This window comes from Arthrobacter sp. JZ12, assembly GCF_035189165.1.
Taxonomy (GTDB): Bacteria; Actinomycetota; Actinomycetes; order Actinomycetales; family Micrococcaceae; genus Arthrobacter_D.
Genome location: NZ_CP045246.1, coordinates 15,114 through 34,331 on the forward strand (window position 1 = coordinate 15,114; position 19,218 = coordinate 34,331).

General features: G+C 63.1%; 15 protein-coding genes and 1 tRNA gene. 4 read left to right on the plus strand and 12 right to left on the minus strand.

What is annotated here, in order from left to right; translation table 11 throughout:
• Positions 1-123: 123 nt before the first annotated feature.
• Positions 124-1,380, minus strand: coding sequence for an MFS transporter (locus GC088_RS00080; protein ID WP_323959893.1), 1,257 nt, complete (start codon positions 1,378-1,380; stop codon positions 124-126).
• 126 nt (positions 1,381-1,506) lie between these two features.
• Entirely contained in the window at positions 1,507-1,752 is a 246-nt protein-coding gene (locus GC088_RS00085; protein ID WP_323959894.1) for a cell division protein CrgA, read from the minus strand.
• 267 nt (positions 1,753-2,019) lie between these two features.
• On the opposite strand from GC088_RS00085, the gene GC088_RS00090 reads away from it, so the two are divergent.
• Genes GC088_RS00090 through GC088_RS00100 form a run of 3 tightly spaced genes read left to right on the plus strand, consistent with a single transcriptional unit; the run spans position 2,020 to position 3,549 of the window.
• A complete protein-coding gene (locus GC088_RS00090) occupies positions 2,020-2,733 on the plus strand; it encodes a class E sortase (RefSeq protein WP_323962116.1) in 714 nt (237 codons plus the stop codon).
• Positions 2,733-2,894: a hypothetical protein gene (locus tag GC088_RS00095; RefSeq protein WP_323959895.1), complete on the plus strand. Its 162-nt coding sequence runs from the start codon at positions 2,733-2,735 to the stop codon at positions 2,892-2,894. Before GC088_RS00090 ends, GC088_RS00095 begins: the two co-directional genes overlap by 1 nt.
• Before the next feature lies 1 nt (position 2,895).
• Positions 2,896-3,549 carry an anthranilate synthase component II gene (locus GC088_RS00100; protein WP_323959896.1) on the plus strand — a complete coding sequence of 218 codons (654 nt, stop codon included), beginning with the start codon at positions 2,896-2,898 and terminating at the stop codon, positions 3,547-3,549.
• Here GC088_RS00100 and pknB read toward each other — a convergent pair.
• The 7 genes from pknB to GC088_RS00135 all read right to left on the minus strand — a co-directional run bounded on the left by pknB (position 3,538) and on the right by GC088_RS00135 (position 12,902).
• Positions 3,538-5,445: a Stk1 family PASTA domain-containing Ser/Thr kinase gene (gene pknB, locus GC088_RS00105; protein WP_416377547.1), complete on the minus strand. Its 1,908-nt coding sequence runs from the start codon at positions 5,443-5,445 to the stop codon at positions 3,538-3,540. The genes GC088_RS00100 and pknB overlap by 12 nt on opposite strands.
• 81 nt (positions 5,446-5,526) lie before the next feature.
• Complete coding sequence (locus GC088_RS00110) at positions 5,527-7,308, minus strand: protein kinase domain-containing protein (RefSeq protein WP_323959898.1); 1,782 nt, start codon at positions 7,306-7,308, stop codon at positions 5,527-5,529.
• Positions 7,305-8,747: a peptidoglycan D,D-transpeptidase FtsI family protein gene (locus GC088_RS00115; RefSeq protein WP_323959899.1), complete on the minus strand. Its 1,443-nt coding sequence runs from the start codon at positions 8,745-8,747 to the stop codon at positions 7,305-7,307. The genes GC088_RS00110 and GC088_RS00115 overlap by 4 nt, the downstream gene beginning before the upstream one ends.
• Complete coding sequence (locus GC088_RS00120) at positions 8,744-10,156, minus strand: FtsW/RodA/SpoVE family cell cycle protein (RefSeq protein ID WP_323959900.1); 1,413 nt, start codon at positions 10,154-10,156, stop codon at positions 8,744-8,746. Before GC088_RS00120 ends, GC088_RS00115 begins: the two co-directional genes overlap by 4 nt.
• Positions 10,153-11,694, minus strand: coding sequence for a protein phosphatase 2C domain-containing protein (locus tag GC088_RS00125; RefSeq protein ID WP_323959901.1), 1,542 nt, complete (start codon positions 11,692-11,694; stop codon positions 10,153-10,155). Before GC088_RS00125 ends, GC088_RS00120 begins: the two co-directional genes overlap by 4 nt.
• Before the next feature lie 3 nt (positions 11,695-11,697).
• Positions 11,698-12,174 (minus strand): FHA domain-containing protein FhaB/FipA, encoded by a 477-nt coding sequence (locus GC088_RS00130; RefSeq protein WP_323959902.1) that lies wholly within the window; start codon positions 12,172-12,174, stop codon positions 11,698-11,700.
• A 2-nt stretch (positions 12,175-12,176) separates the two neighbouring features.
• On the minus strand, positions 12,177-12,902 hold the full coding sequence (locus tag GC088_RS00135) for an FHA domain-containing protein (protein WP_323959903.1): 726 nt from the start codon (positions 12,900-12,902) through the stop codon (positions 12,177-12,179).
• 256 nt (positions 12,903-13,158) lie between these two features.
• Between GC088_RS00135 and GC088_RS00140 the strand changes: the two genes are divergently transcribed.
• A tRNA-Leu gene (locus GC088_RS00140) sits at positions 13,159-13,241 on the plus strand.
• Positions 13,242-13,357: 116 nt separating this feature from the next.
• Here the strand turns inward: GC088_RS00140 and GC088_RS00145 are convergent.
• The 3 genes from GC088_RS00145 to GC088_RS00155 are packed head-to-tail and all read right to left on the minus strand — an operon-like array spanning position 13,358 to position 19,163.
• Positions 13,358-16,765 carry an error-prone DNA polymerase gene (locus tag GC088_RS00145; protein WP_323959904.1) on the minus strand — a complete coding sequence of 1,136 codons (3,408 nt, stop codon included), beginning with the start codon at positions 16,763-16,765 and terminating at the stop codon, positions 13,358-13,360.
• 32 nt (positions 16,766-16,797) lie between these two features.
• Positions 16,798-18,408, minus strand: coding sequence for a DNA polymerase Y family protein (locus tag GC088_RS00150; RefSeq protein WP_323959905.1), 1,611 nt, complete (start codon positions 18,406-18,408; stop codon positions 16,798-16,800).
• Positions 18,405-19,163: a DnaE2-dependent mutagenesis accessory factor ImuA' gene (locus GC088_RS00155; protein ID WP_323959906.1), complete on the minus strand. Its 759-nt coding sequence runs from the start codon at positions 19,161-19,163 to the stop codon at positions 18,405-18,407. Before GC088_RS00155 ends, GC088_RS00150 begins: the two co-directional genes overlap by 4 nt.
• Positions 19,164-19,218: the final 55 nt, after the last annotated feature.

Consider the following 19,218-nt stretch of genomic DNA (forward strand, 5'->3'; position numbering starts at 1 on the left):
CACAGGTGTGGAAAAGGAGTTCCGCATTCTTGCGGGAAATCTTGTCTTGCGAGTGGAAGAGTTACACACAGCTGTGGAAAACCCGGTGCACAACGTGTGTATTAAAAACTCGGGCCACTGGGACTACTGCCGCGGAGCGGGATCCCAGCTCGAAAGCTCGGCGACCTCCCGCACGCCGCGCAGGGAGAAGAACAGCGGCAGGCCGGATCCAGCGATGATGAATCCGGCAGCGAAGAGAGCGGCACGGGTGCCTGCCGCGTCTCCCAAGAGTCCTCCCAGGAGCGCGCCGAGCGGAAATGCCCCCATGATCAGGAACCGCATTGTTGCGTTCACTCGCCCAAGCAGATGGTCAGGGCAGAGTTGCTGCCTCAGGCTGACGTTCGAGACTGCGTAGACAATCTGTCCGAGTTCGCCGACCGCCAGTCCGGCGAGGAGGAGCAGCACCCACCATCCGGGCTGGGCAAGGGGTGTTAGCAGTGCAAAGGGCCCGGTTGCCACGAGGGAGAGCCAAATGATGCGGGCAGAGCCGAAGATCCTCGAAAGAAGCGGCGTAAGGGCTGCGCCGCCAAGCGCAGCCAACGACCCGAGGGCGATCATTATGCCGATCGCAGCGGGTGTGAGTCCCAGCTCCCGTGACATGAAGATGAACGTCACTGCTGACGCAAGGGCGAACGCGAAGTTACCTGCGGCGCTTGCAATCGCTACTGAGCGGAGAATCCGGTTGTTGAGAACGAAGAACAAGCCATCGCGAATCTGCCGCCACAGGTTCGGCCGCTCCGGTGACCGCTCGATCTCCGGCTCCGGAGACCTGATGGCCATCAATGAGACAGCAGATACCACGAAAGTAAAAGCCTGAACCAGGAGAACAGCGGCTGCCCCGATGAGTCCAACCAGCCACCCGCCCAAGCCTGGGCCCACAACCTGCCCGGACGCGCGAATCGTCTCCATCGCGGAGTTGCCGGCAAGCACGCGGTTCTTGCCAATCACCGACGGTATATAGCTCTGGTAGCCCACGTCGAAGAACACACGGGCGAACCCGGATAGCAGGGACACAATGACCAGCTGAAAAATAGACAGAACGCCAAGCACAGCCGCCGCCGGGATGCTGAGCATCAGGATTGCCCGGATCCAATCACTGGCTATCAGAACCGGGCGCCGGTGCACGCGGTCCAACCATGCGCCCGCGGGCAGTCCAATCAGTGCGAAGGCCAGGGTGGACGATGCCGCCACTAGCCCAACCTCGAAAGCTGAAGCCTCAAGGGTGAGCACGGCGAGCAGCGGAATCGCCACTCCGCTCACCTGCGCACCGAGCTGGCTGGTTGTCTGCCCGATCAGGAGCAGGCGGAAGTTCCGTATTCCGAGGAGCGAGGGCTGGGCCATGGCGTCCATCCTGCCAGCTGTACTTACAGGAAGGCCGCTCACTCGGAACAGTGCTGCTGGAACGCCAATGGGCGCCCTCGGAGAGAGCGCCACTGGCTTATCTTCAGTTCGGACCTGGCGGCCGGCTTACCTCCACCGGGTAGTCATCAGGAATCCGACAATTGCAATTCCGAATCCGATGAGGATGTTCCATGATGCGAGGTCGGGGATCGGGAACCGGCCCTCGGAGATGTAGTAGACGAGAATCCAGAGCAGTCCCAGGATCATGAGACCGAACATCACCGGCTTGTACCAGACCGGATTGGGTTTCGGCTCCGAACTGTTGCGCGTCCTCGACTCGACCTGCTTCCTGCGGGACTTCGACTCGGGCACGGATCCTCCTTGACGGGCTGGGCTCCCAGCCGCTGTGTTTGCGGTCATACGGGCTCGGAAAGCGGCGATGACACAGGTTATCCTGAGACAGGACTATCGGCACTGTTCCAGGTGCCAATTCTAGCCAAGAAACGGACACGCGAAGCCCGGCAGCATACCGGCAGGCAGGGAGAACGTTTGAGCAACCTCGGCGGCAGTGTTGCGGTGGCTCGCCGTGAACGTCCTACTCGGGCTTCGAGCAGGCGACGTCGTCGTACTCCCCTCCAGATTGTTGCCCAGGTTTTCGGTGAGCTCCTTCTCACCGCGGGAGTAGTGGTTCTACTCTTTGTTGCCTGGCAGCTTTGGTGGACCAACGTTGAGTCCAACGCAAAGCAGGAAGAGGCTGTGGAGCAGTTTTTCTCAGGTCTGGACAGCGAGCCCGCCCCCGAGGTTGCTGCCGAAGAACCCCGCGGCTCGGAAGAGGTTCCCGTCCTGGCGTCGCGCGCGGCCGGGGAGACATTTGCCGTCGTCTACGTGCCCCGGTTCGGTGATGACTACACGCGCCCTGTCACCAGCGGCGTGAGCACTGCGGTCCTGGACAATCTGGGTCTTGGACACTATCCCGAAACCGCAATGCCCGGTGCTGTTGGGAATTTCGCCGTTGCCGGGCATCGCCAGACCAACGGAGCGGTGCTGGATAACATCCACACCCTGGTTCCCGGAGACCGCATTTACGTCCAAACCGCTGACGGTTTCTACACCTACGTCTACCGGAATACGCAGATCGTCCTGCCTACCCAAGTGGACGTGCTAGCACCCGTACCCACGCAACCAGGCGTAGAACCGACCGAACGGATACTGACCCTGACTAGCTGCAATCCAATGTTCGGTGACCAGGAGCGAATCATCGCCTACGCGGTGATGGATTCCTTCCAGCATTCGAGCGAAGGACCTCCGGAGGAGATAGCAGAGCAGGTTGCGCGAGCTGGAGGTACTGCCTGATGTACGGGCTCATCTTCCGCCTGCTGCCGGGCCCGCTCTGGCTCAGGATCATCTGGGCCATCCTGCTGGTTTGTGCGGCCCTGGTAGCCCTCGTCACGTGGGTATTTCCCTGGATGGCGCAATTCAGCCCCCTCACCGATTCAACGATTGGCACTGAGTAACATGAGCAATCCCACACGCATTCTGGTTGTCGATAACTACGACAGCTTCGTCTACACGCTGGTCGGCTACCTTCAGGAGCTGGGCGCCGAGACCACAGTGGTAAGGAACGACGACGTCACGCTGGCCGACGCGATTGCCCTCGCCGAGGCGCGTGACGGCGTTCTCATCTCCCCCGGTCCCGGTGCCCCCGCCGAAGCAGGCGTGTGCATCGACCTCATCAAGTGGTGTGGCGAGAACGCCAAGCCGATGCTCGGCGTATGCCTTGGACATCAGGCCCTGGCGGAAGCCTACGGCGGCTCGGTCACCCACGCTCCCGAACTGATGCACGGGAAGACTTCCCTGGTGGAGCATGATTCGACCAACGTTTTCGAGGGCCTGCACTCTCCCCTGACCGCCACGCGCTACCACTCCCTTGCTGCCGTCGGGGACGTCCCGGCAGAGCTCCGCGTCACTGCCAGGACGGCCAGCGGCGTGATCATGGGTCTGGAGCACCGCACGGCACCGCTCTGCGGCGTGCAGTTCCATCCGGAGTCTGTGCTCACCGAAGGCGGCTACCGGATGCTGGGCAACTGGCTGGAGAAGCTGGGCCTGTCCGGCGCAGCGGAACGCTCAGCAACGCTTAGCCCGCTGATCCGCCAGCAGTCAGCCTCCTAGGCCTTCCACCAGGTCTCCTACAAGGCTTCCGCCGCCCTGCCCGCCCTGCCCGCCCTGTCCCCTGCCGCGCCCGCGGTTGCCGGGCTCTTCGTCAGCTTCGGGTTCTGGTTCGGGGGAAGCCTCAGGGCTGGGTGACTCCTGCGGCTCTTCCGCCGGCGCTGCAGCGATGTAGATTACTACTTCGCTGCCCGGCGGAATGTCCGTCTCCGGCTCCGGTTCCTGCCTGACAATGAGACCGGGTTCGACGACAGTGTTTTCCTCCTCGACAACCCGCACGACCAGCGCGCGCGCAGGGTCCTCGAGGATGGCCCTGGCCTCGTCCTGTGTCAGGGCAATTACCCGGGGAACCGTCACCAGGCCTGTTGACAGCACCAGGTTCACCTCGGAGTCGGCCGGTACTTCCGAACCGATTGCCGGCTCGGTTGCCACAACGCGCCCGGCCGGCACCGTTGCACTGTTGGTTTCGGACACCGTGCCACCACGCAGTCCGACGGATTCGAGCGCATCCCGGGCCGAGGACTCAGTCATCTGGAAGATCTCCTCAGGGATGACGCGGTTCGCCGGGCCCACTGAAATCCGCAGGGTGACGAGGGATTCAGGTTCGACCTCACTGCCGGCACCGGGATCGGTTCCGATGGCCAACCCTGATTCCACCTCGTCGTGGAAGCTGCGCTCCACCTGCGGCCGCAGGCCCACTGCTGTGAGTGCGTTGGTGGCCTCCGTTTCCGTCATCGATTCCACAGCCGGCACCGCCGTCAGTACGGGCTCCTGCGGCTGTGAGTTGAGCATGGCGAAAAGCGCGACGGCCCCACCCGTAAGGATCAGCCCCAGCAGCACCAGGAAGGCAGCGATCCAGCCCCGCCTGCGCGTCCGGCGTCGGTCCTCTGCGTCGGCGCGCCGTATCTCTGCTTCGGCACGAGCATCTGCCGCGCTGGGAGGAAAGCCGTCGTCGTCGTAATCCGTGTCAGTGTGCGGCACTGCGGCAATGCTTCCGCCGGCCAGGACCTTGGCCATCGCCCGGGTCTGGGGAGCGTCCGTGTCAGCATCGGATGCAGTACGGTGCACAGCCGTCAGTGCTTCGGTGGGCGCTGCAGGAGCTACGGGACGTATTCCTCTACGGGCATCGATAAGTGCAGACCGGAAGTCCGCTGCGCTTTGGAAGCGCTGCGCCCGGTCCTTCTCAAGCGCGATGTGGACCACGGACTCAATCGCAGGGGGAATGGTGTCGTCCAGTTCGCGGGCAGGTGTCGGCGCTTCCCTGACGTGTTGGTACGCAACCGATACCGGGCTGTCTCCGACGAACGGCGGGCGGCCGGTGAGAAGCTCATAGAGTAGGCAGCCGGCGGAGTAGAGGTCGCTGCGGGCATCGACCGACTCCCCGCGCGCCTGCTCCGGGGAAAGGTACTGGGCGGTGCCGATGACCGCCTGCGTCTGCGTCATGGTGGCGGCAGAGTCGGCGACGGCCCGGGCAATCCCGAAGTCCATGACCTTCACTTGCCCTTCGGGCGTGATCATGACATTCGCCGGCTTGATGTCGCGATGGACAATCCCGGCGCGGTGGCTGTATTCCAGGGCAGACAGGACACCCAGTATGTAGTCCACCGATGTCTCGAGGGTGAGCTCACCGGACTTCAACAGCTCGCGGAGGGTGCGACCCGCCACGTACTCCATGACGATGAACGGGACCCGTATATCGTGGTGGGCTTGCCCTTCGAGCTCCTCCTCACCGGTGTCGTAGACGGATACGATCGTCGGATGGTTAAGCGCGGCCACGGCCTGGGCTTCGCGGCGGAAGCGGGACTGGAACAGCGGATCCCGTGCCAGGTCCTGACGCAGCACCTTGATGGCCACGGTGCGGCCCAGACGGATGTCACGACCGAGGTGTACGTCTGCCATACCGCCGCGGCCGATCAGTTCACCCACTTCGTAACGCCCGTTAAGGATCTTCTGGCTCACCTGGTGTTCCTCCGCCCTTGCCTACGGCTGGTCCTGGCCAGGAGGCGTCTCCTGGCCGGGAGGCGTTTCCTGGCCGGGACCGACTGCCGGCGGTGCTTCTGTTTCGTCAGGACCGGACGAAACGACGTACCGGACCGCACTTCCCGGTTCGACCTCAGTACCCCCGGCCGGTTCAACCGAGAGCACCGTTCCAGCTTCCTCGTTCGAGGGCTCCGTCCCCGTCCGCTCGGCACGCAGTCCGGCATCGGCCAGGGCCCGCTGCAGTTCTTCTTCCGTGCCGCCTTCCAGGTTGGAGGGAACCTCCACCAGTTCGGGTCCTTCGATAAATGTGACGTCGATGGTGCTGCCGGGCGGGACGGTGCCTACCGGATTCACGTCGAGCACGATGCCCACGCCGGCCTCATTCGAGCGCACGGGTACCCGGTTTACCGCGAGCCCAAGGTTGGAAAGCTCCGCGACAACCTGGTCGACCGGACGGCCGGCGAACTGTGCGGCGTCGATCTCGATCCCCTGCGGGGCTTCAGGCTCCTCGGTAGTGGGCGCAACGGTAGTGGGCTCGGCGCTAGGGCTCTCACTCTCCGACGGCGAGGGCGAAGCAGAACGGGTGGTCGTGGCCGGAGCCGTTGGCTCGTCATCACCGCCCGTGAGCAGCGGGGCAAGCAGGAAGCCGGCCGCTGCCAGTGCTGCCAGCACCAGCAGGATGATCAGCGGAATCAGCCAGGGGCTGCGGCGCCGTTCTTCCTCCTCCTCACGCGGCGGCTGCTCGTCAATGTCCTCTTCGGTCCACTCCCTTGAAGCTGCGACTGCACCTGCGCCGGCCGCAGCACCGGCGCCTGCACCCGCCACGGTGGGCAGGGCCGACGTCGTGGGAGCGGCAGGAACAGCGCGCGTGGCGCTGGTCGGCGCCGGAACCGGAGCAGTCAGGGGTCCCGTGGGATCGGAGAAGAGAAGCATTCCCGGTACGGCTGCCTCGGCTGCACGGATGTCGTTGCGTCGAATGGCGGCAACGGCCTGGGCAAGCTGTTCCGCACTTGCGGGACGGTCTGCGGGATCTTTGGCCAACATAGAGGCGATGAGGGCACGCACCGGATGCGGGATGCTCTGGGGAAGGTCCGGCGGAGCGTCATTGACCTGTGCCAGGGCGATCGCAATCTGGGACTCGCCGGAGAACGGGCGACGGCCCGCAAGAAGCTCATAGCCGATCACACCGAGGGCATAAATGTCACTCGCACCGGTTGCCGGCTGACCCGTTGCCTGCTCCGGAGCAAGGTACTGTGCAGTACCCATGACCTGACCCGTTGCGGTCAGCGGAACCTGGTCGGCCAAGCGGGCGATGCCGAAGTCGGTGATCTTCACCCGGCCGTCCGGCATGATCAGAAGGTTGCCGGGCTTCACATCCCGGTGCACCAACCCCTGTTGGTGAGCTGCGCCCAGCGCGACAGCCGTCTGTCCGATGATGGAAAGAGTGCGGTCCGGCGAGAGGATGTGCTCGCGCTCGATGATGCTGGACAGGGGCTGCCCGGGCACCAGTTCCATGACCAGGTAGGCGGATCCGCCTTCCTCGCCATAATCGAAGACATTGGCGATTCCCTCGTGGTTCAGCAGGGCGGTATGACGTGCTTCCGCCCGGAACCGGTTGAGGAATCCTGGGTCGCCGGTGTACTCCTCTTTAAGGATCTTGATGGCGACGATCCTGCCGAGCACCTGGTCGCGGGCCTTCCAGACCTCGCCCATGCCTCCAATGGCGATGCGATCAGTGAGCTGGAACCTGCCGCCTAACGTGATACCTGAAGTAGGCCTCACCTATTCAACACCGCCTCTATAAGTCTCTTAGCGTTTGGACTGGTTAGCTGGGCACCGGTTGCGATGTCCACGTCCTGCATGACGATGGAGACCACGACCTCGGGATTGTCGGCCGGAGCGAAGCCGGTGAACCACGCGTTGTCGCCCTGCTCAGGTACCTCTGCCGTGCCCGTCTTTCCCGCGACCTCAACGCCCGGTACGGCTGCGTTTCGCGCGGTACCGTTGTTCACCACATTGACCATCCAGTCTGTGAGCTGGTTGGCGTTCTCAGGGCTGAGTGGCTCACGGAAGACTTCAGGCTCAGGTTCTTCGATGATTGAAAGGTCCGCCCCCCGGACGGCCTTGACGAGATTCGGCTTCATGAGCACACCGTCGTTGGCGATAGCGGCGCTGACCATGGCGATCTGCAGTGGAGTAACCGCCACGCTGAACTGACCGATCGCTGACTGGGCGAGCTGCGCTTCACTCAATCCGGTTGGGAACTGGCTTGCGGCCACATCGACGGGGATACTGCTGGTCTCACCAAACCCGAATTCCTGGGCCTGTTCCAGCACGGTCTCCTCCCCGAGATCCCAGGCGATCTGGGCGAAGGGCGTGTTGCAGGACTGCTCAAGCGCAAATTCCAGGTCAGCCTCGCTCCTGGCGGCGCAGCCGCCGGTGGTGAAGTTGGGAAGGCCGACGTCGGTTCCCGGCAGATCGAGGACGGGGGGATTCGGGATGGTGGACTGGGCGTCGAAATTCCCGGACTCCAAGGCTGCGGCCGCTACAACGAGCTTGAATACCGAACCGGGTGCCACCAGTGACTGGGTGGCCGGGTTGAAGTAGATGGAGAGACCGGGCACCTGGGACAGCTGCTCAATGTTGCCAACCACCGCACCGGTGTCATGAGCCGCAAGAAGGTTGGGGTCGTACGACGGCTTCGAAACCATTGCAAGGATATTGCCCGTATCCGGTTCCATAACCACGATCGAGCCCTGCTGGCCTTCAGGGATCATGTCCCAGGCCAATTGCTGGATCTGGGGATCAATGGTCAATTCCACTGACGCGCCCTGGGACTGGGCGCCCTGGAAAAGCCGCACCATCTGGTCGATGAAGAGATCGTCGCTGGTCCCGGCCAACTCCTCATTCATCGCATTCTCCAGCTGGGTGGAGCCGTTGACCAGCGAGAAGAACCCGGTCAGGTGGGCGTACACCTCCGGCTGGTTGTACACGCGCTGATAGTTGAACTGGTCATCCGAGGCCACCGACTCAGCGATGGGGTTGCCGTCCACGAGGATTGCACCGCGGTTCCTGCCGTAATCCTGCAGTATCTGACGGGTGTTCCAGTCATTATTTTCAAGCGCGCTTGCCTCGAAGAACTGCACGTAGGTCAGAGAACCAAGCACCAGCGCGAACATGCTGATCGCCACTATCCAAGAGCGTCGGATGGCCTGGTTCATGCGCTGACCTCCCTGGTGTTGTCTATTGCCGGCGAATTCCGGCTCTTCTTGTCCTCCGGGAACGTCTCGTGGACCGGTCCGCGCACGGCCGGCCTACGCGCTGTTTCCGAAATGAGCAGCAGGACCGCGACGATGATCCAGTTGGCCAGCAGCGAGGATCCGCCGGCGGACATGAAGGGCGTGGTGAGACCGGTAAGGGGAATCAACCGGGTCACTCCGCCGATCACCACGAAGCACTGCAGGGCGATCGTGAAAGACAGTCCGCAGGCAAGCAGCTTGCCGAAACCGTCACGCGTGCCCAGCGCCGCCCTGAAGCCTCGCGAAATCAGGAGGACGTAGAGCAGGATGATGGCAAAGAGTCCGATCAGCCCAAGTTCCTCCCCCAAGGCTGCGATGATCATGTCGCTGTTGGCGTATGTAACGAGGTCCGGCCGGCCCTGTCCGAGGCCGGTTCCTGCCAGCCCGCCGTTGGCAAGGCCAAACAGCCCCTGCACAACCTGCCCACTACCGCCCGGGTTGCGGTTGAACACTTCGGGTTCGAAGGCGTTGATCCAGCTATCTATGCGTAGGGCAACGTGGCTGAAGAGCTGCAGCGCCACAAAACCGCCGACGGCGATCATCGCCAGACCGATCAGCACCCAGCTGACGCGGGAGGTGGCCACATAGATCATCGCCATGAAGAGGCCGAAAAAGAGAATCGAAGAACCAAGATCACGCTGGAAGATGAGAACCCCGATGCTCACCAGCCAGGCGGCGACCATCGGTGCCAAATCCCGGAAGCGCGGGAGCTGAAGAGGGCCCAGCTTCTTGCCGGCGAGCAGGATCAGATCGCGGTTAGTTGAAAGATAGCCGGCGAAGAATATAGCGAGGGTAATCTTGGCGACCTCGCCCGGCTGGAAAGTGCCTACACCAACATTGATCCAGATGCGTGCGCCGTTGATCTCCACACCGAGCGGTGTCAGGGGCAGCAGGAGCAAGACCGCGCTGACGATGAGCGAGATATAGGTGAATCGCCGAAGGATGCGGTGGTCGCGGATCACCAGGAGGGTAGCAATGGAGGCAGCAATTCCCACGCTGGTCCAGAGGAACTGGCTCGGTGCGATGGGCTGTCCCTGTTCGGGGAGCGCGAGGTCCAGACGATAGATCATCGCAAGGCCTATGCCGTTCAGGGCAATAACGATTGGAAGCATGACTGGATCGGCATACTTTGCCCGGAAGCGCAGGACTATATGGAACACGAGTGCCAGGGCCGCGAGTGTGCCGCCCTGCGACCAGAACGCAGAGTCAAAGGGGTTGTCCTTGTCCAGCCCCACCAACCAGTTGGCGCCGATGGCCACCGCGAGGGCAACAAGGAGCAGTAGGGCCTCAACGTTCCGTCGAGACCGTGGGACCGTTAGTACGTCGCTCATTGGACTCTCCCTCCACAGACGGCCGGGTCGCCCGGATCAGCTTCTGCGCCCGCCGATGGGCTCTCATCTGCCTCAGGCGAAGGACTCGGGGAGGCGGAGGCGTTCGGGGACGGCTCCGACGATTCTTCTGCCGACGCCGTGGCAGTTGGCGACGGGCTTGCCGACGGTTCCGGGTCACTGGCCGGTGGACAGGGAATGGCACGCAGCGCGCGCCGGAGATCCTCCACGATCTCCTGCGCGTGCTCAAGATCCCTTGCCGCCAGGGTGTTCTCCAGGCGGGTCCGCTGGAATTGCGGGAGGCTGGACACGGGGATGTCGGTGGTCTGGTCGATATGGCTGAGCGAGATCGGTCCCAGCGTCTGCGCGACTCCGTTGTAGATGGCAACGCGATTGTCGAACGTCCCAACGTAGTAGCGCGTTTGCGTCCAGGCGTAGCCGAGGCCGAGCACTGCTACGAGTATGAGCGCCAACAGGCCGAGAGCCGCCGGGAGCAACCACCGACGACGCCGGGGCTCCTGGTCATCTTCCTGGTCTCCCTCACTGGAAGCAGCCGGCGCAGCCTTGTGTGTGAGCATCATCGCGGCACGGCGCTCCGTGGACCGCTGGGTAACGATCGGTATCTGGCCTGTCTCCGTGGCCAATGCGGCCGACCCGACCAGAGCGTGCGGGCGGGAGGACAGGTCCTCACGAATGACATCTGCCCGAATGGCTGCGCCTAGGACCTCATCGGCTTCGGTGCCGGCGTCCTTCTCTCCCGCGGCCTCGCGGGCGGGCGGCAGGGCAGTGAGGGCACCAGTGCGCAGGTCTTCAGGAGTGGCGGTATCGACGTCGACCACCACGATGGTCACGTTGTCCGGAGACCCGCCTGCGAGCGTGAGCTCCACGAGCGTGTCCACGCAGGCTGTACGGTCCTTGGTGTTCCTCAGCACGTCCTCGATGGCAGCATCGCCAAGGACAGCGTTAAGCCCATCGGAGCAGAGTAGCCATCGTTCACCAGGCGCAGCGTCGAGTGTTGTGAGATCCAGCTCCGGGCTCGCGTCGACGTCGCCCAGCACACGCATCAGCACGTTCTTGTGCGGATGGATGTCTGCTTCCTCGGGCCTGAGTCGACCTTCTTCGATCAGCCGCTGTACAAAGGTGTGGTCGACGCTGATCTGCTCGAAGACACCGTCCTTCAGCCGGTAGGCGCGTGAATCGCCGATGTGGGCGAAGAAGATCTTCTCGTCATGCAGGAGCATGGCAGTAACAGTGGTGCCCATGCCGGCGAGCTGCGGATTGGTACTCACCAACTCCGACAGGAGCGAATTGGCGGTTTGTATCTCATCCGCAAGGTGGGTGCCGGCGTCGTCCGTGTAGTCCTTGCGGTCAAGGTGCACCAGATCGAGCACGGTGGAAGCAGAGGCGATGTTGCCGCCGGCGTGCCCGCCCATTCCATCGGCAACCACAGCAAGATAGCGGCCCGCGTACGCCGAGTCATCGTTCTTGGATCGGACCTTGCCCACATCGGACCGGGCCGCGAACCTGAAGACCAGGGTCATGGACTACGGCCTCAATTCGATGACCGTCTTACCGATCCGAATTGGTACTCCGGGCTCCACGGGAAGAGCGCGCGTGAGCTGATTGCCACCGAGATAGGTCCCGTTGGTGGAGCCGAGATCTTCAAGGAACCAACGGCTTCCCTGGGGGAAGAGCCGGGCGTGGCGTCCCGAAGCGTAGTCGTCCTCCAGGACGAGTGTGGCTTCCTGCGCCCTGCCGAGCAGGATCGGGCTGGAAGCGAGGTCAAGGGTAGTGCCCTTGAGCGGCCCCTCGGTTACCACCAGTCGGCGGGCGTGAGCGCGCGCCGGCGGCTCCTCCACGAGTTCAGGGTTCTTCCGCGCCTGCCGGGGAGACGGCACGCCGGTACGGTTGCGGCGGCCCACCACGAGATCACGCCGAAGGGCACTGACAACGCTCAGCACCATGATCCAGATGAGGAGGAGGAAGCCGTATCTCAACAGCGTTACGGTCAGATCGCTCATGCTTAGCGGCCACCGTTCTGCACGGGTACAAGTCGGAAGGTCATGCGGGTACGGCCCATAGTGATCACCGAACCATCTGTTAGCTCTGCCTCGCCCTGCACTCGCTGGCCGTTCACGTAACTCCCATTCGTGGACCCCAGGTCCACGGCGCGTGCCGAGCCCTCGTCGGTACGAATCTCGAGGTGACGGCGGGACACTCCGGTGTCGTCAATGAGGATGTCGGCCTCGGATGACCGGCCGAGCAGGACGGATCCGGGATTGAGCGAGTACCGCTGGCCGTTCAGGTCCAGGATGGCCTGGTAGCGGGTGGGCTGGCGGCTGGGCGCGCTGGGCGCAGGTCGACGTGCGGCGGCAGGCTGCTTCTCCGTAGCCGAATCAATCTCGAAATTGCCGGCCTTGAGGTTCGAGTCCCGGGTGAAAGAAACCCTCACGGGACCCTGGAGGGTGTAGTTCTGGCTGTTCACGTGTCTGATGACGACGTCGCAAAGCTCTTCCGCGAGCGGTGCGCCCCATTCCTGGGCGAGCGTGAAATCGGAGTCCGAAAGACGGGTGGTGAAAACGTTGGGAGCAAGCGTGCGGCCCTGGGACACAGTCAGCGACCTGTTGTCGAGCTCGCGCCGCAGGGCGCTGGCAATCTCCACGGGCTGTACCTGCGATCGGGAACCAGTGGAAAAGGCGCCACGGACCATCTTCTCGAGCCCGCGCTCGACGTTATCCAAAATGCCCATGTTCAACCTCCTCACCTGCATCTTTGGACTTCCGCACCGACCGGCACGAAAGCGCGCGAGAGCACGCCTGGTCGTTACTGTCTCTTCTCGATACTACTTGTGTGTCCCGGATAACCGGGCATCTTCATGCCGAATACTCATAACGCTTACGGCCTCCTCCAAGTTGCAGGACGTGGTGCGCATCACCCGTTTAGGTGTTTTCGGCATGGCTCCGTTATGCTTGTTTCTGCTGTTCTAAAGGAACTATTCCAAACACGCGCGAGTGGCGGAACGGCAGACGCGCTGGCTTCAGGTGCCAGTATCCGAAAGGGTGTGGGGGTTCAAATCCCCCCTCGCGCACAATAAAGGGAAGTGCTCCGGTTTTCGCCGGAGCACTTCTGCTTTTAACCGGCGGTTGCGGCGATTCGGTTTCCAGCCCGGGTCGGCTTCCAACCCTGGTCAGCTTCCAGCACATGTCAGCGGAAGTCCCTCGATCTGGTGGTCGCCTTGAGTCGGAGCAGCTCGAACTTGTCGGCCACCAGATTGACCACTCCTTCATTTGACCGCTCCAGCACCCCGCGGACCAGGACACTGCTTGCCTCCCGGGCTATGCGTCGATACCGCTGCCACACTCCGACAGAGCAGATGACGTTCACCAGTCCTGTTTCGTCCTCGAGGTTCATGAAGGTTATTCCGCTGGCCGTGGCCGGGCGCTGCCGGTGGGTGACAACTCCGCCCACCTCCACCCTCCGCCCCGATTCGGCAGAGAGGAGGTCAGCAGCAGATAGTGCGCCCCGGCGTCGCAGGCGTTCCCGGACATGCCGTACCGGATGGTCATCGGTAGTGATTCCGGTGGACCAAAGGTCGGCAGCCACGCGGTCGACGTCGGAAAGGTCCGGAAACAGGGGCGGCTGGATGTAGGCGGTGGTCCCTTTGATCTGGCCATCCCGCTCGGTTGAGGCGGGACCGGCATGCCACAGGGCTTCCCGCTGGGACAGTCCTATGGAATCGAATGCCCCGGCAGCAGCCAGCGCCTCGAGCTGGTTGGAGTTGAGCCCGGTTCTGCGTGCGAGGTCACCCATGCTCTCGAATGGACCGTTTGCCTCACGCTCTTCCACTATGACCTTTGCGAGTTTCTTGCCGACCGATTGCACGCTGTCCAGGCCCAGGCGGACTGCGAAGTTCCCATCCCTGCGATGGGCGGTGGAATCAAACGGCACGCTCCGGTCGAACGGACCCACTGGGGGCTGCTGGAAATTCAGGCAGTCGCTGGAACCGGTGGGGCCGGTGCCTGCACCGGAGATAAGTTCAAGGTCGGCGTGGATTCCGGAGAGAAGGATGTCGGGACGAAGCACCTGCACGCCGTGTCGGCGGGCATCGGCTACCAGCGTCTGCGGTGAGTAGAAGCCCATGGGCTGTGCACGCAGGAGCGATGCAAGAAATGCTCCCGGGTAGTGGAGCCGCAGCCATGCGCTGGCATACACCAACAGGGCAAAGCTGATTGAGTGGCTTTCGGCAAAGCCGAAGTTGGCGAACGCCTGAATCTTCCGGTAGACGGAATCGGCGACCTCTCCGGTGATCCCGTTTTCTTTCATGCCCTGGTACAGCTTTTCCTTCAGGGTGTCGATCCTTTCCAAGCCGCGCTTTGAGCCCATTGCCCTGCGCAGTTGGTCGGCGTCGGCTCCCGAGCAGTTTCCGACCACCATGGCCATCTGCATGAGCTGTTCCTGGAAGAGCGGGACGCCGAGGGTACGTTTGAGCACCGGCACGAGTTTGGGATGCAGGTAGCTTTCTTCCTCCTCGCCCAGTTTCCGCTTGATATAGGGGTGCACTGCGCCGCCCTGGATGGGGCCGGGACGCACCAGGGCAACCTCGATAACGAGGTCGTAGAACCGGCGTGGCTGCAGCCTTGGCAACATGCCCATCTGGGCACGGCTTTCCACCTGGAACACGCCGATGGAATCGGCAAAACACAGTTGGTCGTAGACGCCCTGCTCCTCGCGCGGCATGGTGTGCAGGGTCCACTCCTCGCCGAAGTGCTTTGCCACCAGGTCGAAGTTGTACTGGATGGCAGCCATGATGCCGAGCCCCAGGAGGTCGAACTTCACCAGGCCCATCCAGGCGCAATCGTCCTTGTCCCACTGCAGGACGGTTCGCCCCTCCATGCGCCCGTGCTCAATGGGACAGACCTCCCCGACGGGCCGGTCGGTGAGGACCATGCCCCCGGAATGGATTCCCATGTGTCGAGGGAACTTGAGCACGCTCTGTGCCAGTTCCACCACCGGGTCGGGGATGTCGTGGTCATCGCTGGAAAGCAGGGCCCCCCAGCGCTCCACCTGCCGGGACCACGCATCCTGTTGGCCGGGGCTGTGTCCGAGGGCCTTGGCCATGTCACGCACAGCGAACTTGGGACGGTAGGTGATGACGTTGGCGACTTGCGCCGCGTTGAAACGGCCGTATTTTTCGTAAACGTACTGGATGACTTCCTCACGGCGGTCGGAATCGAAGTCGACGTCAATATCGGGCTCCTCATCCCGCAGGCTGGAGAGGAACCGTTCGAAGGGGAGGTCGTAGAGGATGGAGTCGACGGCGGTGATCTCCAGCAGGTAGCACACTGCGGAGTTGGCTGCGGATCCACGGCCCTGGCAGAGGATGCCCCTGCTTCGGGCAAACTGGACCAGGTCATGGACGATCAGGAAGTAGCCCGGGAAGTCCTTCTCCTCAATGACCTTCAGTTCCTTCTCGATCCGCTCAACCACATCTTCGCGCCCGGGGTAGAACTTGGCGGCGCCTTCCCACACCAGTTTCCGCAGCCAGCTCATCTGGGTGTGGCCCTCGGGCAGGCTGAGTTTCGGCAAGCCAGGCTTGACGCTGCTGAGTGTGAAGGCCAGGTCGTCGGCCAGTTCCACCGTGCGTTCCACTGCTCCCGGGTACGCTGCGAAGCGCGCAGCCATTTCCGCCCCGCTCCGTAGATGCGCCGAGCCCGACGCCGGCAGCCACCCGTTCATGTCATCGAGCGACCTGCGCGCTCGGACTGCGGCCACCGCAGTGGCCACCCGGTGCTGCCCGGGTACGGCGTAATGCACATTATTGGTGGCCACGACGGGAAGTCCAAGACGGGTGGCGATCTCCCATAGGGCGTCATTGTGCGCACTGTCCAAGGGGTTGCCGTGGTCATAGAGCTCGACGGCGACATTACCTGCACCGAACAGCTCCACCAGGTGCCGCGTTTCCCGTTCCGCTTCCCCAATGCCTCCGTTGAGGAGTGCGTGCCGGACTGATCCCTTCCTGCATCCGGTCAGGATCATCCAGTTGTTGTTGGCCCTGCCGGCGAGCTCGGTGAGGTTGTACCGGGGCTTGCCCTTCTCGGCGTCCTGCTTGAGATGCGCCTCGGTTATTGCCGCGGCAAGCCGGTGGTAGCCCTCCGCACCGCGGGCAAGAACAAGCAGGTGGCGGCCCTCAGGGTCCGGTTCCCCGTTCTGGGGTCTGCTCAGTTCAAGGGAGAGCTCGGTGCCGTACACGGTGGATAACCCGGGGTGCTTTTCGGCTGCTTCGGCCATGTGGACCACGCCGTAGAGGCCGTCATGGTCGGTCAACGCCAGTCCATGGAGCCGGAGCCGGTGTGCTTCCTCAACCAGCTGCTCAGGGCTGGCTGCACCATCGAGGAAACTGAAGTTCGAATGTACGTGCAGTTCCGCGTACGGCACCACGGGACCGTCCGGAGCTGGCTCTGTTTCCTCGGGGGCAAGATACGGATGGCGCTTCAGCGACCAGGCCGGACTGTCACCGCCATCTGCGCCCAGGGGAGGTGCACCGGGTCTACGCCTGTCAGAGAGTGTCCGCTCGAATTCTGACCAGGGGATAGGAGGGTTGTTGAATCCCATGTCAGGCCACCCCGCCCGCGGGGAGGTAATGCCTAGTCATAGCTGGCCTCCGCCCACCAGCGGTGATTCTCCAGGAGCAGCAACCAGGCAGCACCGGACTCATCCACAACCTGGAACCGGTTGAGCGTACGCCCGTTCGAATCCCACCAGCGCTCGGTGATTGGCCAGGGACCTGCCCAGGAAGCGATGGTTGACCGGGTGGAAGCGGTACCCGGCATGGCAGCGAAGACAGCCGGAGTTGAGGTGAGGAGACCACGATTGTCGACGTCCACGCTGTTCCCGGCACTATCCAAAACCTGGACGGGAAGCGGCTCATCAAAGACGGTTGCCGGCACCGGACCCGGAACCTGGCCTGGCCAGGGAAGTTCGCGGCTTTTTGCTGCGGCTTCAGACGGTGGATCTCCCCAGGGAATGAAAACCCGCCTGTCTGTGAGCATTCGGCCACCGGCCACCATGGCCGTAAGCACCGCCCCATGTCCGAGCATGCTCTGGACCCTGGCAAGACCGTGGTGGATGTTCTCGTCTGGTCCGGTTCCCCACAGGCCGTCCGCGTGATCACTAAGATCTTCCACGATTTCCGGCAGGAGTTGCACACGGCTTATTCCTGAACTGAGCCCGTGCTCAACGTTTCCGCTTCCCTGCAGCTGCCACCGCACCCTATCCAGCACGTCATCGGCATCAAACCAGCGGGGATGTCTCCACAGACGTTCCGATTCTTCACCTGACTCTGACTGCAGCCTTATCACCAGGACCGTGCACACCAGGCCCGTATCCCGCAGCCGGTCCACAAACTTCTCCGCGGACAGCCGCAGGGTAAAGGTGAGTTCATCAATTCGGACCAGCGGGGGCTCGCAATGCACGACGACGTCGAGTTCCGCAGGCGGTTTTCTCTCCACCACACTGCGGTGGTCTTGACCGCTTGCCTTGAGGTGGGCCAGGGCGCCCTCCGCGCCGAAACGGTTTCTGACGTCGGTGGAGGCAAGCGCTGCAAAATCACCCAGTGTGCGGATACCCAACCGGCGGAGGATGACCGCGAGTTCCGGTTCCTCCAGGACTTCCAGTGGAAAACTGCCCAGGAATGAAGCGGACTCTCCGGGCGGAACGACCCAGACAGCATCAGTTGCCGGGTCATCCAGATGTTCAGTTGACCGGGCAGCGTGTTCCGCCGCAAAAGGACTGTCAGCGATTCCCACCCTTGCCGCGGTAAGTCCCATTGTTGCCAGGGCTTTCAGCAGGACCGTCGCGGCACGATCTTCACTTCCGTAGTATCGAGCCGGGCCCTGGGCGTGGAGGGCACAGAGCCCGGGCCGAACCAGCTGAACCCCGGGCATGATCTTCTCCACCGCAGCAATAACGGGTTCGAAGGTTCTGGCGTCCAGCGCAGGATCATAGGGAAGAACGGTGAGGCTGGTGCACCGTGCCTGGGCTTCGCGGAGGCGAAGCCCGCGCTTGACTCCCTGCTCCCGGGCCGAGGGTGAGCAGGCGAAAACCTCGCCTTTTTCGATAAGCGCCACGGCGTGCTCCGGTGACAGTCCATGCTCCCGGAGAGCTGCGGTGATGGGCCAGTCAGGGCACCAGAGAACCATGGTGCGGGTAGCGGTGGGGGATGCCGGTACGCTCCGGCTTTGCGTCCGGGGCTTCATGACGCGCGGGATGCTTCAGGGAAGTATTCCTGCCGGCCTGTCCGGGCAGGAGTTTCAGCACGGGGTCCGTGCTGGAAATCCGGCAACCATAGATCAGCAGTGCGGGAACGGCCGCCCGCGCTCGCCGTGATCCTCATTCGGCGGCTTCGAAGATGCCCGGTGCCAGCGCCAAGGCCTTGCCAGTTGCTTCCGGTCACGCTGAGGCTTGCATCGCTCTGCGGCCAGTGCCCCATGGTTACCAGGGCGGCGCCCCGCTGGCGCACGCGGGCCATGAGGCGTGAAGCATCGGCCGGGGCTACATGCTTTGGCGCACAGGTGAGGACTACTGAAACCACGTCAATCATTGCTGCAGTGACCGAAAGCCACTGATCTCCGGGATGGGGCACCAGGACCAGCTTGTCCAGCGCTATGCCGAGGCTTGCAGCCGCTTCCACGCTGAAGGTCGGCATGCCTATGACGCTGCACCAGGCTCCTGCGCCTGAGGGGCCTGCAAGCATTGCCATGGCGAGCGTGGTGGAGTTGCTGACCGAGTAGGCAGCCCCTGCCTGCAACCCGCCTCCCGGAAGAATTCCCGCAAGAACCGGAACAGTGGGCAACAGCCGCGACGAAGGCCGGCTCTTTTGCATGGAGTTGATCCGGGACTGCAACTCGGCTTTGAGTTGGGCCTTGCGTTCAAGGGCAGACAGCGGCTTCCGTGCGCCCTGCGGAGAGTGCTCCGGAGGTGCCGCGAGGGAGACGGCTGCTGCTGAATTCACACTTAATATTCGAACGCGTGTTCGATTAAGTCAATCGGGATGCCAGCTTGGGGAG

What these genes read in the sequence shown, in the direction of transcription:
- GC088_RS00080 (WP_323959893.1), bottom strand. Translation starts at nt 1,380, where the DNA reads ATGGCCCAGCCCTCGCTCCTCGGAATACGGAACTTCCGCCTGCTCCTG.
- GC088_RS00095 (WP_323959895.1), top strand. Translation starts at nt 2,733, where the DNA reads ATGTACGGGCTCATCTTCCGCCTGCTGCCGGGCCCGCTCTGGCTCAGG.
- GC088_RS00100 (WP_323959896.1), top strand. Translation starts at nt 2,896, where the DNA reads ATGAGCAATCCCACACGCATTCTGGTTGTCGATAACTACGACAGCTTC.
- pknB (WP_416377547.1), bottom strand. Translation starts at nt 5,445, where the DNA reads ATGGCAGACGTACACCTCGGTCGTGACATCCGTCTGGGCCGCACCGTG.
- GC088_RS00115 (WP_323959899.1), bottom strand. Translation starts at nt 8,747, where the DNA reads ATGAACCAGGCCATCCGACGCTCTTGGATAGTGGCGATCAGCATGTTC.
- GC088_RS00120 (WP_323959900.1), bottom strand. Translation starts at nt 10,156, where the DNA reads ATGAGCGACGTACTAACGGTCCCACGGTCTCGACGGAACGTTGAGGCC.
- GC088_RS00125 (WP_323959901.1), bottom strand. Translation starts at nt 11,694, where the DNA reads ATGACCCTGGTCTTCAGGTTCGCGGCCCGGTCCGATGTGGGCAAGGTC.
- GC088_RS00130 (WP_323959902.1), bottom strand. Translation starts at nt 12,174, where the DNA reads ATGAGCGATCTGACCGTAACGCTGTTGAGATACGGCTTCCTCCTCCTC.
- GC088_RS00135 (WP_323959903.1), bottom strand. Translation starts at nt 12,902, where the DNA reads ATGGGCATTTTGGATAACGTCGAGCGCGGGCTCGAGAAGATGGTCCGT.
- GC088_RS00145 (WP_323959904.1), bottom strand. Translation starts at nt 16,765, where the DNA reads ATGGGATTCAACAACCCTCCTATCCCCTGGTCAGAATTCGAGCGGACA.
- GC088_RS00150 (WP_323959905.1), bottom strand. Translation starts at nt 18,408, where the DNA reads ATGAAGCCCCGGACGCAAAGCCGGAGCGTACCGGCATCCCCCACCGCT.